A 13600-nucleotide genomic window follows, 5' to 3' on the forward strand; every position below is an offset into this window, starting at 1 on the left:
AAAAAATACGTTTACCAACCTCCAGATGCGCCTCCGCCGCCGAAGCTTCCTCCGCCGCCAAAACCTCCGAAACCGCCACCGCCGCCAGAACTTCCACCTCCGAAACCGCCTCCTCCGAAGCTTCCTGGGAATGGGAAAGGGAAAAATCCTCCAGGATAATTTCTTCTTCCGCGTCGGGTAATAATTACGTCGTCGTCATCGTTGTTTCCACCGCCACCACGATTGCTGATAATAATGATAAGGATGATAAAAATAATAAAGGCAATAATAATTATTTTACCTAAACCACTGTCGTTTTCTTTTTTTTCGACTGGTTTAAACTTACCTTGTACCGCATCCATTATCGCAGAAGTACCACGATTGATGCCTTCGTACCAATTTCCTTCCCGAAAATGTGGTGTTACTATGTAATCGATAATCTGCTTTGCTGTAGAAGCTGTTAAATATTGTTCTACCGCTCGACCTTGCTGAATTGAAATTTTTCGGTCTTCTGTAGCGATAAGAAAAACCACGCCGTTGTCGATACCTTTTTGCCCGATTCCCCATTTTTCTCCAATCATGGTTGCCGCAAAATTTGGGTCTTCACCATTGGTTGTGGGTATAATTACGACTTCAATTTCGGTAGACGTAGAATCTGAAAAAGCAATAAGTTTTCGGTTGAGTTCATCTGTCTCCTGTTTTGAAAGCAAATTGGAGGCATCATAAACGGGATACAACAATTTTGGCTTTTCCGGAACAGAAAATTGTGCCGATACGAAAGAGTATAAGCAAATGAACAGTATTGAGAAAAAAGAATTACGAAAATGTAATTTCATTGGGAAGTTCGTTGATGTTTTCTCCGTGTACCGGAAAATATTTTTTGAGTTCAAAACCTGTTTTCAGAATGGCATCACGTAGAGATTCAAAGAATTTCTTTTGGGCAAAACCAGAGGTAATTTCGTCATGAAGAGCGTCCCAAAAAGATTGATGTACTTTTTCGTGAATGCCTTTATCTCCGATAATCGTTAAGTATTTTTGCTCAAAATTAACATGAAAAAGAACCGCATTCAAAGCTGCGGTTTTATTCATGCAAAGTTCTTTGAAAACATCGAAGGCAATTTCTGCATTGTTGCCTTCGGTGTTAGAATCGATGTGTACCCTTATCTCTCCCGTAGAATGGTCTTCTGCGGATTGTATTGCGTCTACAAGTTGCGCAATTTGCTTGTCTGTAAGGAAGTTATTCACGATTTTTTTTACTTATCTTGAAACACTTCAGGTGCTTTTTCAGCTCCCGCATCTGCTTTGAAAGAAGGTTTTTCTTTAAAGTTGGTAAAATTAGCAATGATGTTTGATGGGAATTGCTTAATAGACACGTTATAATCTTTTACCGCGTTGTTGTAGTATACAGTTTCAGATCTGATGCTGTTTTCAATTGCAATATATTCACTTTGGAAGTTAATGTATTGTTGGTCTGCTTTCAGATTAGGATATTGCTCTACAACTGCCATCAATCTACTTAAGGCTCCAGATAATTCTCCTTGAGCTGCTTGGAATCTTGCCAAATCTTGCTCAGTCATTTTGGTAGGATCAATGTTAATTGAGGTTGCTTTTGATCTTGCTTCAATAACTTTCGTTAAAGTTTCCTGCTCAAATTTTGAATATGATTTTACCGTTCTTTCCAAATTCGGAATCAAGTTGGCTCTTTTTTGGTAAACCGTTTCTACATTTGCCCATTTGTTGTTTACTTCAGCTTCTTTTTCCACAAAACTGTTGTAGCCATTTTTACCCCAAAAGAAAATAATTGCAACAATTACTAAAAGTGCAATTCCAATAGTTCCTGCACTAAGGCAGCCTTTATTTTTCATAGTTTAAATTTTTTTAAATTTTTTGCGCTTACCAAATATACAAATTATGTGCTATTTTTGCGAAAAATATACAGAATGACAACAATTGTAGTGGCGATGGGCGAAAAGAACGAAATCGGAGCAGATAATAAGCTGTTATGGCATCTTCCGAAAGATCTGAAACACTTTAAAGATCTTACTTCAGGACATCCTGTCATTATGGGAAGAAAAACCTACGAAAGTATCGGTAAAGCATTACCCAATCGTACAAACATTGTAATTTCTCGTAAGAAAGATTGGTTTCAAGAAGGGATTTTGATTGTAGGAAGCATTAAAGAAGCGTTGAAATTTGCTAAAAAAATAGATGAAGAAGTTTTTATTATCGGCGGTGGAAATATTTACGAACAAACCATGGAAAAAGCGGATAAATTGGAAGTAACTTTAGTGAAAACCGAACTGAAAGCAGATACCTATTTCCCTAAAATAGACCCAAAAGTTTGGAAGAAAACCAACGAAATCTTCCATGAAAAAGACGAAAAAAATGAGTTTGATTTTTATTTTCAAACCTACGAAAGAATTTAATGTTTGAAGCTCAATGTTTTGAGTTTGTGAGGAAAGTGTTGCAATCATCAAAAACTTTAAACCTTAAACCTTGAACCTTACACCTTAAATTTCTTACCTTTGCACTTCTAAAATTTAATAATGAACAAAAACATAAAATTTGTAATCGCTGCCGCTATTATCGCGTTGGCTGTTTATCTGATGATGAATAGAAATATAGGATGGGGAATTGTTTTGGTAGTTCTTGCTGCCGTTCCTGTGTTCTTATATTTTAAAAACGAATATATTCTTTTGGCTTTCTGGCAATTAAGAAAGCAAAATATGGAGAAAGCTGGAGTTTGGCTTTCAAAAATTACGAATTATACGTCGCAACTTCATAAAAATCAGTACGGATATTTTCACTATTTGCAAGGTTTAACGATGTCGCAAGACAACCCAGTGAAAATTGAACCTTACATGAAAAAAGCCTTAGATTATGGTTTGAACATGAAGCATGACCGTGCAATGGCAACTTTAAATCTTGCGGCTGCCGCTCTTTCTAAAGGAAGAAAACAAGACGGACAAAGACTTTTGGATGAAGCGAAAAGATTAGACACTGCAGGAATGATGACGGAGCATATCAAAATGATGAAAGCTCAGCTTAAAATGCCAACAATGCAGAAACATGTTCACAACCCAAACATGAGAAATAGAGGGAAATTCTTCTAAAAAAGTTTCGTGATGCGAGATGCGAGTTTCGCAAATTAAAGTATAAAAAATGCACTTGAGAAATCAGGTGCATTTTTAGTTTTACATTTCAGCATTGTTTTCATACCCATAAAATTTGGGGATTTGCCAATGATATTTTACGGCTAAAGTTCGAATAGCAACAATCAGTAAAATCGTAAAAATTTGAACGATGGTAAACGATAAATCAGTTAGTTTTGTAAGAAGTAAAAAAGCAGTTCCTCCCACAATACAGGCTGTTGCATAAATTTCTTTTCTGAAAATTAAAGGAATTCTATTCAGTAAAATGTCCCGGATAATTCCGCCAAAACAACCGGTAATTGTTCCTAATCCTATGCAAATTAAAGGATGGATTCCCACATTCAAACCTTTCTGAATACCGATAATTGTAAATAAACCCAACCCGAAACTATCAAAAATAAAAAGGGTGACTTTAAAATTCTTTTCAAAAGATTTAAAAACCATTGAAAAAATACTGGTGAGAATAATAAGACCACATGTTAATAAATCGTGCATCCAAAATACTGGAATGTCTAACAATAAATCTCTCACCGTTCCGCCACCAACCGAAGTTACAAATGCAATAATAAGTACGCCAAAAGGATCGAGGCGTTTCTGCATCGCTGCAAAACTTCCCGACATCGAAAACGAAATCGTTCCCAAAACTTCTATAGCAAAATTGAACTGCTCGTGCATTTTTATAGGTAATGAATAATTGGTAATAAGTAATAAATGTAACTATAAATTTTGAGATAATTTATGTTTGTATGTTGTCATTACTTTTACTAATTCCTCGCATTCTGTGGAGAGCGGTAACAATTTTTTATTTTCAATGTATTCCAGTTCAGTAATGATTTCCAGCCAAAATTGAGTTTCATCAATTTCTTCAACAACAATACAGATTTTTGCAAATTTTTCTTTTTCCGACCTTGCTCTACACACAGCTCTATAATTTGATGCAACTGAGGTTGATGACCTAATTATTTGTTTCCTAATAATAGAAATCGCATCCGAATAAGGAAGCTCCGAAACAGTTTTGATGATTTCAATCGAAAACCTTTTGGTTCGCTCCCTGAAAATTTGGTTAAAATCCATTTGTGTTTTTTATTTGAAGAGCAATAGCATTTTGCCATTGCCCATTATTTATTGCTCATTACTCATTACTCATTACTCATTACTCATGTCCACTCTCACCGCTTCCGGAACCAAAAGTTCATATTCGCCGCCGTGATTGATGATTTCTCTTACAATACTGCTGCTGATGAAAGATTTTCCCGATGAAGTAAGAAGGAAAACAGTCTCTAGTTTTTTGTGTGCTAAAGTACGATTGGTATGAGCAATAGCTTTTTCAAACTCGAAATCAGCTGGATTTCTAAGTCCTCTTAAGATAAATTGAGCATTTTTTTCAAAACAATAATCTACCGTTAAGCCTTCAAAATGGTCGACTTCAACATTGGGGAATTCGGCAACAGAATTTTGGATAAATTCCATTCTTTTTTCCAAAGGAAACATATATTTTTTCTGAGAGTTTTGTCCGATTGCGATAATTACTTTATCGAAAAGTGCCGCTGCTCTTTCAATAATATCGTAATGTCCTAAAGTAATCGGGTCAAAAGAACCCGGGAAAACAGCAATTCTCATGCGTACAAGAGTTTTAAATTTAAGGTTTTGAGTTTAAAGTTCAATGTCATTAAACTTTACCTTTTTGAAACTAAATTTTATTTAAATTAAGATAGATGCTGAAAGCTAAAAATGCTAAACTTCCATCTTGCAACATCTGTCTTTCTTACTTTTTCAAAGCTTTTTCAACCTCGTTACCGCAAAGGTCTTTAATTGAAATTCCGTAGATTTTTGCCTGTTGAGGAAGAATACTTGCGGGCGAAAAACCTGGGTTGGTGTTCATTTCGAGCATGTAGGGAATTCCGTTCATCAAGATATATTCACTTCTAGAGAAACCGCTCATTCCAAGAGAATTATAAGCTCTTTTTGCAATTTCTTCTACACGAAGTCTGGTTTCGTCATCAATTCTTGCGGGAGTAATTTCTTCAGAAGCACCTTCGTATTTTGCTTCATAATCGAAAAATTCATTTTGAGGAACAATTTCTGTAATTCCTAAAACGATAGTTTCTCCTTTAAAATCAATAACTCCTACCGAAACTTCCATTCCGTCCAGAAAGCTTTCAATTAAAATTTCATCATCTTCTTTAAAAGCAATTTCTGTAGCAGCTAAAAATTCTGACTTTTCTTTCACCTTAGAAATTCCCAAAGAAGAACCTGATTGATTAGGTTTTACGAAAACTGGAAGACCTAATTCATCAACGATTGCATCAACATTAATATTTTCTCCTTTTCTTAGATAAACACTTTTTGCTGAAGGAATTCCGTATTTTGAAAGTACCGCCAAAGTATCTTTTTTATTGAATGTTAAAGCACTTTGGTAAAAATCGCAACCCGTATATTTTTGCCCGATTGCGTCCCAATATGCCTGAAGAATTCCGTTTTCTCCTGGAGTTCCGTGGATAATATTGAAGCAAACATCAAATTTTAAAGTACTTCCATCAGGAAGTTGTACCGAAAAATCGCCCCTGTTGAGTGCTAATTTGTTTTCGTTTTCATCAAGAAAGTACCATTCGTCTTTCAAGATTACGATTTTATATACATTATATAGGTCTCTATCTAAAGAATCGTAGATCAGTTGTCCGCTTTTCAGAGAGACTTTGTACTCGTCGGAGTAGCCCCCCATTACTACGGCTACATTATTTTTGTTCATAGTTAAATGTATCAGTCAAGTAAGGCAAATTTAAACAATTTAAGGAATGCTAAAGCTGAATTTTATAATTTTTAAAAGATAAAGGCAAAGGTTAAATAAATTCTATTCTAAAATTATTAATTATATTTGCCGTTACAAATAAAGAGTTTATCAGTATGCTCAAATCACTTTTCAACTGGAGAGTTCTCCTGAATTTAGTACTTGCAGCCGGAGTTTTCGTGGGTTTAGTTTACCTTACGTTCCGTTGGCTAGAGATTCATACCCATCATGGTGATGAGATTCAGGTTCCGAATGTAGTAAATAAATCTGTACACGATGCAGTAAAGATTCTTGATGATTCAGGACTTGAATACGAAGTAGACAGTTTTAAATATGATCCTAAATACAGACCATTTCAGGTTTTGCAGATTTATCCTGCACCAGGTTCTCGTGTAAAAAACGGAAGATCGGTTACTTTAAAGGTTAACCCAAGAAGCTGGGCTCCTGTTTCTGTACCTGATGTAATTAATAAATACTCTGGTTTAGGATTTCAACGTTTAGACCAAGTGGGTCTGAAAGTAGGCGATACCATTTATGAGCCAAGTATTCAGAAAGACGCTATTTTAAGAATTTTATTTAAAGGAAACACGATAAAACCAGGTACAAAAATTCCTAGGTTCTCGCTTGTAGATGTTGTGATCGGAAGCGGGCCAATGCGTAACATAGGAATTCCAAATGTAGTAGGTCTTACAGTGAAAGAAGCGAAAGTTGTTATTGCCAGAAATCTTTTCGAAGTAGGGGTAATCGATTTTGAAGATGGAGGAAGAGATGAAAACGATATCGTTTATTATCAAGATCCGGCTTCGGGAGACTTACGAGATCAGGGAATGCAGATTGATCTTTGGGCAAGTAAAAAAACTCCAGCAGAGTTGATGCGAAAGATAGAGGAGTTGAATTCTATGTACAGAATGAAGGTAGATACCACTTTGCCTCCTGTAAGATATGAAGAGGTGCCAAATTTTGAAGATGCGCCAGTTTCAGATCAGGTTCCGGTTAGTCCGCCCAAAAAAGAGGTTACTAAGACAGAGCCGGTAAAACAAAGTGCTGTACAAACTAAACCTGCGGCCGACAAGCCTAAAGCTAAAAAAATGATTGTACAATAAAAGTAATTTGTACAATAAAATATAATGTAAAACATAATTGGGCTTCAACGATACAATAACGTTGAAGCTTTTTATATACTTTAGAAATGATAGAAGACAACGAAGATTTTTTAGATGAAGATTTAGAAATTTCTGGCGAAGAAAACCTTGATCTAGACGAAGAAAATAAAGGGCTTTACGAGCATCTTAATATAATTGTTGATCCTAAACAGGAACCTCTTAGAATCGATAAGTTTCTGTTAATTCATCGTAATAACTCTTCAAGGAATAAAATCTCACAAACTTGTCGTGCAGGAAACGTTGTGGTAAACGGTAATCCTGTAAAACAAAATTACAGGGTAAAACCCGGAGATCAGATTTCTGTACTTTTGGCGCATCCGCCAAGAGAGAATGTAATTATCCCGCAAAATATTCCTATTAACATTGTTTATGAGGATGATGATTTGGTGGTGGTAGATAAAGAACCCGGAATGGTTGTTCATCCAGGTTTTGGAAACTGGGACGGAACTTTAGTAAATGCTTTAGCCTATCATTTTGAACAAAACGGTGATAAATCTGACTTGGACAGAGTAGGACTCGTACACCGTATCGATAAAGATACTTCTGGTCTTTTAGTAATAGCTAAAAATGAATACGCGCTAAGTTTCCTAGCAAAACAGTTTTTTGACAGAAAAACTAAGAGGTTATATTGGGCTTTTGTGTGGGGAAATGTACAAGATGATGAGGGAACAATTAGAGGTCATATCGGAAGACATCCCAAAAATAGAATGCAAATGCATACCTATGAAGACGGGAGCCAGGGTAAGCATGCCGTTACTCACTACAAAGTTTTAGAAAGATTTAGATATATGACATGGGTAGAATGCAAATTGGAAACAGGAAGAACGCATCAGATCAGAGCGCACTTCAAACATATCGGTCATACCTTGTTTAATGATGAAAGATACGAAGGTCATACCCCTCTCCGCGGAGTGAATCTTCCTAAGTATAAGCAGTTTATAAAAAATGTGTTCGAAATTTTACCAAGACATGCACTTCATGCCCATACTCTAGGGTTTATACACCCAACTACAAAAAAAGAATTGTATTTTGAGAGCCCAATGCCTAAAGATATGGCGGATGCCGTAAAAAAATGGAGAAATTATTTAGAAAACTAAAAATATATTGAGAATTTTTTTATATTTGTTGAATTGAAATCAAGATTTGTTATGAGAAAACTATATGCTATCGTATGTTTAGCTCTTTTGTCGAATGCATACAAAGCACAAGAATCACTACCATACTATCAGCAATATCTTTTGGATGGTGAGTTCCTGTTCAACCCTGCACAATACGGTAAAACGGACTATGTTCAGCTTAATCTTAACTATCAGCAACAATTTTCAAAGTTTAGCGAATCCCCAAATGTACAATCAGTAGGGATCAACGCGAATGTCTTTGATAGAGTAGGTGCCGGTATCTCTGTTTTCAGAGACAGCAATGGGCCTATTTCTGCAGGTGGTATTACAGCGGGAGCATCTTATTTTATACCGTTAAGTAGCGACGGAGAGAGAAAGGATCAGTTTTCTTTTGGTACAAGTGTTAACTTTTACAATATGAATTTTGATTATTCTAAAATTAACACAGAAGACGGTTACGACCCATTGTTGCAAGGTAACGAAAGTAACATCTTTATGGTATATGCAAACTTCGGTTTAGCAGCTACTTACAAAGGGTTATTCGGGGGGATCTCTGTAAATGATATCGCTTTAAGTAATGACGAAGCTATCGTTAATAACTATGAGCCTTCTCCAATTAAATTCTTCTTAAATCTAGGGTATGATTGGAATATTGCAGATAACATTGCTTTAACGCCTTCAGCTTTAATTAATCTGAATACCAACTCTACTAGAATGGTCGATTTTAACTTAATGGCGACATTCTCTAACGACATCAACGCATTCTCTGTAGGAGCAAGTTATAGAACTGTACAAAACAGATTCGATAGCCAAACTCTTCAAATTGCACCAGTAGTAAAAGTAAGATTAAACAAATTAATGATTGGAGCTACATATAACCTTGGTCTTTCAGATATTCAGACTTATGGTGGAAACAGTTTCATGATTGGTTTAGGATATAACTTCGATAACTTTATTAATCATAGAGGTTACAGATACTAATATGATTTAATTTGAATAAATTTGAGCTCTGAAATTTTTCAGAGCTCTTTTTTTATGATTTACATTCACATTCCTTTTTGCAAACAGAAATGCAGCTATTGCAACTTCCATTTTTCAACATCTTTAAATTTTAAGGATGAAATGCTTTCTGCAATGAAAAAGGAAATCTTTCTGCGTAAAGATGAACTTCAAAATAAAACCTTACAATCACTTTACTTCGGTGGAGGAACGCCTTCTATTCTTTCAGTAGACGAAATAAAATCTTTAATCGATGAAGTTTTAAAATATTATAGTTTTGCTTCCGATATTGAAGTTACTTTAGAAGCCAATCCGGATGATTTGGGTAAAGAATTTTTGAAAGGGATTTCCAATTCTGCGGTAAATCGTCTTTCTATCGGTACGCAAAGTTTCTTCGAAGAAGATTTAAAATTGATGAATAGAGCACATTCAGCTTCAGAAGCAGAAAGTTCCATCAAAAGAGCTCAAGATTTTGGCTTGGAAAACATCAGTATCGATCTTATTTACGGTTCGCCCACATCCACTATGGAAATCTGGAAGGATAACCTGAATAAAACCATTGCCCTAGAAATTCCTCACATTTCTTCGTATGCTTTAACCGTTGAGCCGAAAACCGCTTTAGAAAAGTGGGTAGAAAACGGAAAAGTAAAATCACCGAAAGAGGCAGAACAAAACAAAGAGTTTTTCTACATGAAAGATTTTCTGAAAGATCATGGTTTTGATCATTACGAGATTTCAAACTTTGGGAAGCCTGGTTTTCACTCTAAACACAACACTTCGTATTGGAAATACAAAGAATATTTAGGAATTGGTCCTTCTGCACATTCTTACAATGGTTCAGAACTGAGAAGTTGGAATATTGCTAATAATCAACAATATATAAAGAAGTTAAGTTCAAATCTTTTAGCAAAAGAAGAAGAAGTTTTGTCTGAAGAAGATCAATTTAATGAAATGATTATGATTGGTTTACGAACAATTTGGGGCGTAGATTTATCAAGGTTGAAAGAAAGCTTTAATGATAAAATTGTGGAACACTTTCAAACAGAAATTCAGACTAAAATTTCAGAAGGTATTTTAAAAATTGAAGAAAATCACTTAAAAATTCCTGATGAACATTGGTTTATGGCAGACGGAATTGCCTCTGATTTATTTATTGTGTAAAAATCTAAAATCTAAAATCTAAAATCTAAAATCTTTAAGTATTTTTGTGTAAAATTCAACGACGATTTTGAAAAAGAAAAAGCAGGATTATTCTCACCTTACCGCAAAACAACCCATTGGTATTTTCGACAGTGGCGTTGGCGGACTTACCGTTGCCAAAGAGATTAAAAGGCTACTTCCCAACGAAGATTTAATCTATTACGGAGATACAAAACACCTTCCGTACGGAGAAAAGTCTAAGGAAGCAATTGTAGGATATTCGGAAAAAATCACCAATTTTTTGCTTGAAAAAAACTGCAAAGCAATTGTTATTGCCTGCAATTCTGCAACTGCAAACGCTTTGAAAGAGGTTTTGGAGCTTGTTGCAGACCGCGTTCCGGTAATTGATGTTATAAATCCTGTAGCCGAAAAAGTTTCGTACGAAATTCACAATAATGTTGGTGTAATTGCAACCAAAGCGACCGTAAATTCAGGATTGTACCGTAAAAGTATCCGAAAACATAATAAATGGATTAAAGTTGATGAATTGGCTACGCCTCTTTTGGTTCCTGCCATTGAAGAAGGTTTTAAAAATCATCCGATTACGCATTCGATTATTTATAATTATCTGAGTAATGCGAAGCTTAAAAATATTGAAACTTTAATTTTAGGCTGTACACATTATCCACTTTTGATTGATGAGATTAAACAATATTATGGCAATAGAGTGCGTGTAATAGATTCTCCGAATATTGTGGCAAGTCATCTTAAAATTATTTTGGATAAACATCATTTACTGAACGAAAATAATCCGCAACCGAGTTATCATTTTTATCTTTCAGATTTAACGAAAAACTTCGAGAAAATTTCAAAAAAATTCTTCGGAAAAACGATTGACTTGGAATTAAAAGTATTATAAAAATTAAAGCTGTTTCAATGGGAAACAGCTTTTTTATTATTATTTATCTACAATTACCTTTGTAGTTTCTAATCTTCGTTTTGGTGTGTGAATGGGCTGGTTAGAGTCGTTTTCTGCTCTTTCGCCAATCGCAACTGCGAAAAGAGTTTCATATTTTTCATTTTTTAAAATCTTATCATATTCATCACACTTAATGCCTTCCATTGGTGTAGAATCTATTTCCATGTCTGCACAAGCCGATAAAAGAACGCCTAAAGAAAGGTAAACTTGTTTTGCCATCCAGTTTTTAATGTAGTTTTCTCCGTTTGGTTGAATCATGTTTTTATAATAACCAATGGCGCCTTCCGGAAGATTTTCTTGAATTTGTTTTTCAAAATCCGATACAGATTTCAGAACTTGGAAAACAACAATTACTTTACTTTCGATTACTTTTTCGGAGTTGTGAAAAGAAACGGAAGACAATTCATTTTTTATTTCCTGATTGGTAATAAAGATAAAATTCCATGGCTGACTGTTGATAGAAGACGGGCTTAATTTTAAAATTTCCTTTAATTCTTCAATCTTTTCTGCATCTACTGTTCCTGCTGCATTATATTTTTTTACCGTGTAACGGTTTTTCATTTTTTCTAAAAAACTCATTTCTAAATTTGTTTTAAAATTTGATTGGATAAATGTACGATGGATTTTTCAGAGCATAAAAAAACACCAATTGAAGACTTCTATTGGTGTGATTATTATTTTTAGCTCTAAAATTTAGAGGTAATATTTACGTAAAAGCTTGAAAATAGAACTCAAAACCAACGCCGAAAAAATTAAAATCGAGATGATGGCAAATGTTCTTTCTAGCTCTGGCTTCACAAATTTTGAGATAAAAAACAGGGTAAATGCTAAAAGCGCAAATATTCTGAGAGTTTTTGTAAAATTATTCATGGTGATTTTGAGTGTTTTTTTGTGAAACTTTTCGATGTTATGCTTCTTCGTTTATTTCTTCTCCAGCTTCTTTATTAGGTTCAAAAAAGCTGAAACTTACATTTCCGTATTTTCTGGTATCAATTAAATTCGGGTGGTCAAACTTCATTCTGCTTTGGTGTTCTACCACTAGAATTCCGTTTTCTTTTAAGTATTTATTGTTTAAAACCAAAGAAATAAGTTCGTGGTATTTCTTTTCTTCCATTTCAAAAGGAGCGTCAGAAAATACAATTTCAAAAGATTTTTTATTTCTAAATTTTTTCAGCCAATCGAAAACATCGCCACGCTGTACATTCACTTGCAAAGCCATGCCCAGTTCTGCAGCGGTAGAATTGATGAAAGCGGTATGTTTCGGGTTCATTTCAACCGAAGTAATATCGCTGCATCCTCTTGAAGCAAATTCTAAGGTGATAGAGCCAATTCCTGCAAAAAGATCGAGCACAGAAATAGACTGCATGTCGTACGTGTTTTCTAGAATGCTAAATAAAGCTTCCTTTGCGAAGTCTGTAGTAGGTCTTACATCAAAATTTTTGGGAGCGGCTATTTTTTTTGCTTTCCATTTACCGGAAATTATTCTGTACATATTTTTTTAGATTTTAGTTTGAAGGGTATAGGTTGCAATACCAAAAACCCAATATCTGATTGCTACAACCTAGTTAAGAATAAAATTCCTATTCGGAAGATTATCAAATACAATTTTCAGATTTTTTACAAATTTTTGGAGTTCAGAAATAAAAGTTTCGTTTTCTGTAGTTTCTCCATAGGCAAAAAACTTGGTTTCGTTTATTCCAAAGCCAATTTTGCTTAGCGTAAACATCACGAAATAAAGGAAATCTACTTCAGAATTTACATCCAAATTGTTGTATAAAATCACTTTTTTATCATCAATGGCAAAAAACTCACATTGGTTGTGGTACAAATTGATATGAATTTCTTTCTGACTTTTATTTTGTATTGAATTTAGAAACTTTTCTCCAGAAAAATTAAAAGTTACGGGAATAGAAAGTGCTTTTATTTTGCTGTAAAAATCTTTCGGAAAGGTATAATAAAATTGTATACTAAATTTTTTGTTTACTGAAAGCATCAATTCTTCTCTGTCTTTATCAACAGGCGTATTGTAGGCAATCAAATCATATCCCGCTTCGTGGTCATTAAAACCTTCAGGCATTAAATTGAAACTGTTCAAAGCAGACACAATTTTTATTTCTTCAAACTGTTCTTTTTCTAAGATAGAATCCAGCTTTTGAGAAATGTAATTCTCTGGAGATTCTTCGTCCGAAAAGTACGCGTTTTGTGCCACAATGCTTTTGTTTTTAGCAATTTGGTAAATTAATCCGTCTTTTGTGAAAAGTAAATGTAATACGTTCATAATT

The 13600-nt window shown here is 34.6% G+C and carries 17 protein-coding genes; 7 read left to right on the plus strand and 10 right to left on the minus strand.

Annotated features, from left to right (window positions below):
• Positions 1-11: 11 nt before the first annotated feature.
• Genes AC2A1D_RS11840 through AC2A1D_RS11850 form a run of 3 tightly spaced genes read right to left on the minus strand, consistent with a single transcriptional unit; the run spans position 12 to position 1844 of the window.
• Positions 12-815, minus strand: a complete 804-nt coding sequence (locus AC2A1D_RS11840) for a TPM domain-containing protein (RefSeq protein WP_484043853.1) — start codon at positions 813-815, stop codon at positions 12-14.
• A complete protein-coding gene (locus tag AC2A1D_RS11845) occupies positions 796-1227 on the minus strand; it encodes a TPM domain-containing protein (protein WP_484044125.1) in 432 nt (143 codons plus the stop codon). The genes AC2A1D_RS11840 and AC2A1D_RS11845 overlap by 20 nt, the downstream gene beginning before the upstream one ends.
• A 5-nt stretch (positions 1228-1232) precedes the next feature.
• Entirely contained in the window at positions 1233-1844 is a 612-nt protein-coding gene (locus AC2A1D_RS11850; RefSeq protein WP_484043854.1) for a LemA family protein, read from the minus strand.
• A gap of 75 nt (positions 1845-1919) precedes the next feature.
• Between AC2A1D_RS11850 and AC2A1D_RS11855 the strand changes: the two genes are divergently transcribed.
• Together AC2A1D_RS11855 and AC2A1D_RS11860 are read left to right on the plus strand one after the other, a co-directional pair.
• Positions 1920-2405, plus strand: coding sequence for a dihydrofolate reductase (locus tag AC2A1D_RS11855; protein WP_484043855.1), 486 nt, complete (start codon positions 1920-1922; stop codon positions 2403-2405).
• A 120-nt stretch (positions 2406-2525) separates the two neighbouring features.
• Complete coding sequence (locus AC2A1D_RS11860) at positions 2526-3092, plus strand: DUF2892 domain-containing protein (RefSeq protein ID WP_484043856.1); 567 nt, start codon at positions 2526-2528, stop codon at positions 3090-3092.
• Positions 3093-3173: 81 nt separating this feature from the next.
• Here the strand turns inward: AC2A1D_RS11860 and AC2A1D_RS11865 are convergent, their stop codons facing one another.
• The 4 genes from AC2A1D_RS11865 to AC2A1D_RS11880 all read right to left on the minus strand — a co-directional run bounded on the left by AC2A1D_RS11865 (position 3174) and on the right by AC2A1D_RS11880 (position 5880).
• The gene (locus AC2A1D_RS11865) at positions 3174-3806 is read right to left on the minus strand and encodes a trimeric intracellular cation channel family protein (RefSeq protein WP_484043857.1); all 633 of its coding nucleotides are present in this window, start codon (positions 3804-3806) and stop codon (positions 3174-3176) included.
• 42 nt (positions 3807-3848) lie between these two features.
• Positions 3849-4205: a four helix bundle protein gene (locus AC2A1D_RS11870; RefSeq protein WP_484043858.1), complete on the minus strand. Its 357-nt coding sequence runs from the start codon at positions 4203-4205 to the stop codon at positions 3849-3851.
• 72 nt (positions 4206-4277) lie between these two features.
• Positions 4278-4751, minus strand: coding sequence for a pantetheine-phosphate adenylyltransferase (gene coaD / locus AC2A1D_RS11875; RefSeq protein WP_484043859.1), 474 nt, complete (start codon positions 4749-4751; stop codon positions 4278-4280).
• A 145-nt stretch (positions 4752-4896) separates the two neighbouring features.
• The gene (locus AC2A1D_RS11880) at positions 4897-5880 is read right to left on the minus strand and encodes a D-alanine--D-alanine ligase (protein WP_484043860.1); all 984 of its coding nucleotides are present in this window, start codon (positions 5878-5880) and stop codon (positions 4897-4899) included.
• A gap of 155 nt (positions 5881-6035) precedes the next feature.
• On the opposite strand from AC2A1D_RS11880, the gene AC2A1D_RS11885 reads away from it, so the two are divergent.
• The 5 genes from AC2A1D_RS11885 (at position 6036) to murI (ending at position 11258) form a co-directional block, all read left to right on the plus strand.
• Positions 6036-7022 carry a PASTA domain-containing protein gene (locus AC2A1D_RS11885; protein WP_484043861.1) on the plus strand — a complete coding sequence of 329 codons (987 nt, stop codon included), beginning with the start codon at positions 6036-6038 and terminating at the stop codon, positions 7020-7022.
• Positions 7023-7108: 86 nt separating this feature from the next.
• A complete protein-coding gene (locus AC2A1D_RS11890) occupies positions 7109-8179 on the plus strand; it encodes an RluA family pseudouridine synthase (RefSeq protein ID WP_484043862.1) in 1071 nt (356 codons plus the stop codon).
• Between the two features lie 51 nt (positions 8180-8230).
• Complete coding sequence (locus AC2A1D_RS11895; RefSeq protein ID WP_484043863.1) at positions 8231-9181, plus strand: PorP/SprF family type IX secretion system membrane protein; 951 nt, start codon at positions 8231-8233, stop codon at positions 9179-9181.
• A gap of 54 nt (positions 9182-9235) precedes the next feature.
• Complete coding sequence (gene hemW / locus AC2A1D_RS11900) at positions 9236-10360, plus strand: radical SAM family heme chaperone HemW (protein ID WP_484043864.1); 1125 nt, start codon at positions 9236-9238, stop codon at positions 10358-10360.
• Between the two features lie 67 nt (positions 10361-10427).
• Positions 10428-11258, plus strand: a complete 831-nt coding sequence (gene murI, locus AC2A1D_RS11905) for a glutamate racemase (RefSeq protein WP_484043865.1) — start codon at positions 10428-10430, stop codon at positions 11256-11258.
• Positions 11259-11297: 39 nt separating this feature from the next.
• Here the strand turns inward: murI and AC2A1D_RS11910 are convergent, their stop codons facing one another.
• The 3 genes from AC2A1D_RS11910 to AC2A1D_RS11920 form a co-directional block, all read right to left on the minus strand.
• The gene (locus AC2A1D_RS11910) at positions 11298-11897 is read right to left on the minus strand and encodes a nitroreductase family protein (protein ID WP_484043866.1); all 600 of its coding nucleotides are present in this window, start codon (positions 11895-11897) and stop codon (positions 11298-11300) included.
• Between the two features lie 328 nt (positions 11898-12225).
• Positions 12226-12810, minus strand: a complete 585-nt coding sequence (locus AC2A1D_RS11915) for an RsmD family RNA methyltransferase (RefSeq protein ID WP_484043867.1) — start codon at positions 12808-12810, stop codon at positions 12226-12228.
• 69 nt (positions 12811-12879) lie between these two features.
• A complete protein-coding gene (locus tag AC2A1D_RS11920) occupies positions 12880-13596 on the minus strand; it encodes a DUF3822 family protein (protein WP_484043868.1) in 717 nt (238 codons plus the stop codon).
• Positions 13597-13600 lie beyond the last annotated feature (4 nt).

This window comes from Chryseobacterium sp. HNCC26DJ239 (genome assembly GCF_057180445.1).

Bases quoted from the DNA above. Each gene is read 5' to 3' on its own strand.
- AC2A1D_RS11840 (WP_484043853.1), bottom strand. From the start codon at position 815: ATGAAATTACATTTTCGTAATTCTTTTTTCTCAATACTGTTCATTTGC.
- AC2A1D_RS11850 (WP_484043854.1), bottom strand. From the start codon at position 1,844: ATGAAAAATAAAGGCTGCCTTAGTGCAGGAACTATTGGAATTGCACTT.
- AC2A1D_RS11855 (WP_484043855.1), top strand. From the start codon at position 1,920: ATGACAACAATTGTAGTGGCGATGGGCGAAAAGAACGAAATCGGAGCA.
- AC2A1D_RS11860 (WP_484043856.1), top strand. From the start codon at position 2,526: ATGAACAAAAACATAAAATTTGTAATCGCTGCCGCTATTATCGCGTTG.
- AC2A1D_RS11865 (WP_484043857.1), bottom strand. From the start codon at position 3,806: ATGCACGAGCAGTTCAATTTTGCTATAGAAGTTTTGGGAACGATTTCG.
- AC2A1D_RS11870 (WP_484043858.1), bottom strand. From the start codon at position 4,205: ATGGATTTTAACCAAATTTTCAGGGAGCGAACCAAAAGGTTTTCGATT.
- coaD (WP_484043859.1), bottom strand. From the start codon at position 4,751: ATGAGAATTGCTGTTTTCCCGGGTTCTTTTGACCCGATTACTTTAGGA.
- AC2A1D_RS11880 (WP_484043860.1), bottom strand. From the start codon at position 5,880: ATGAACAAAAATAATGTAGCCGTAGTAATGGGGGGCTACTCCGACGAG.
- AC2A1D_RS11885 (WP_484043861.1), top strand. From the start codon at position 6,036: ATGCTCAAATCACTTTTCAACTGGAGAGTTCTCCTGAATTTAGTACTT.
- AC2A1D_RS11890 (WP_484043862.1), top strand. From the start codon at position 7,109: ATGATAGAAGACAACGAAGATTTTTTAGATGAAGATTTAGAAATTTCT.
- AC2A1D_RS11895 (WP_484043863.1), top strand. From the start codon at position 8,231: ATGAGAAAACTATATGCTATCGTATGTTTAGCTCTTTTGTCGAATGCA.
- hemW (WP_484043864.1), top strand. From the start codon at position 9,236: ATGATTTACATTCACATTCCTTTTTGCAAACAGAAATGCAGCTATTGC.
- AC2A1D_RS11910 (WP_484043866.1), bottom strand. From the start codon at position 11,897: ATGAGTTTTTTAGAAAAAATGAAAAACCGTTACACGGTAAAAAAATAT.
- AC2A1D_RS11915 (WP_484043867.1), bottom strand. From the start codon at position 12,810: ATGTACAGAATAATTTCCGGTAAATGGAAAGCAAAAAAAATAGCCGCT.
- AC2A1D_RS11920 (WP_484043868.1), bottom strand. From the start codon at position 13,596: ATGAACGTATTACATTTACTTTTCACAAAAGACGGATTAATTTACCAA.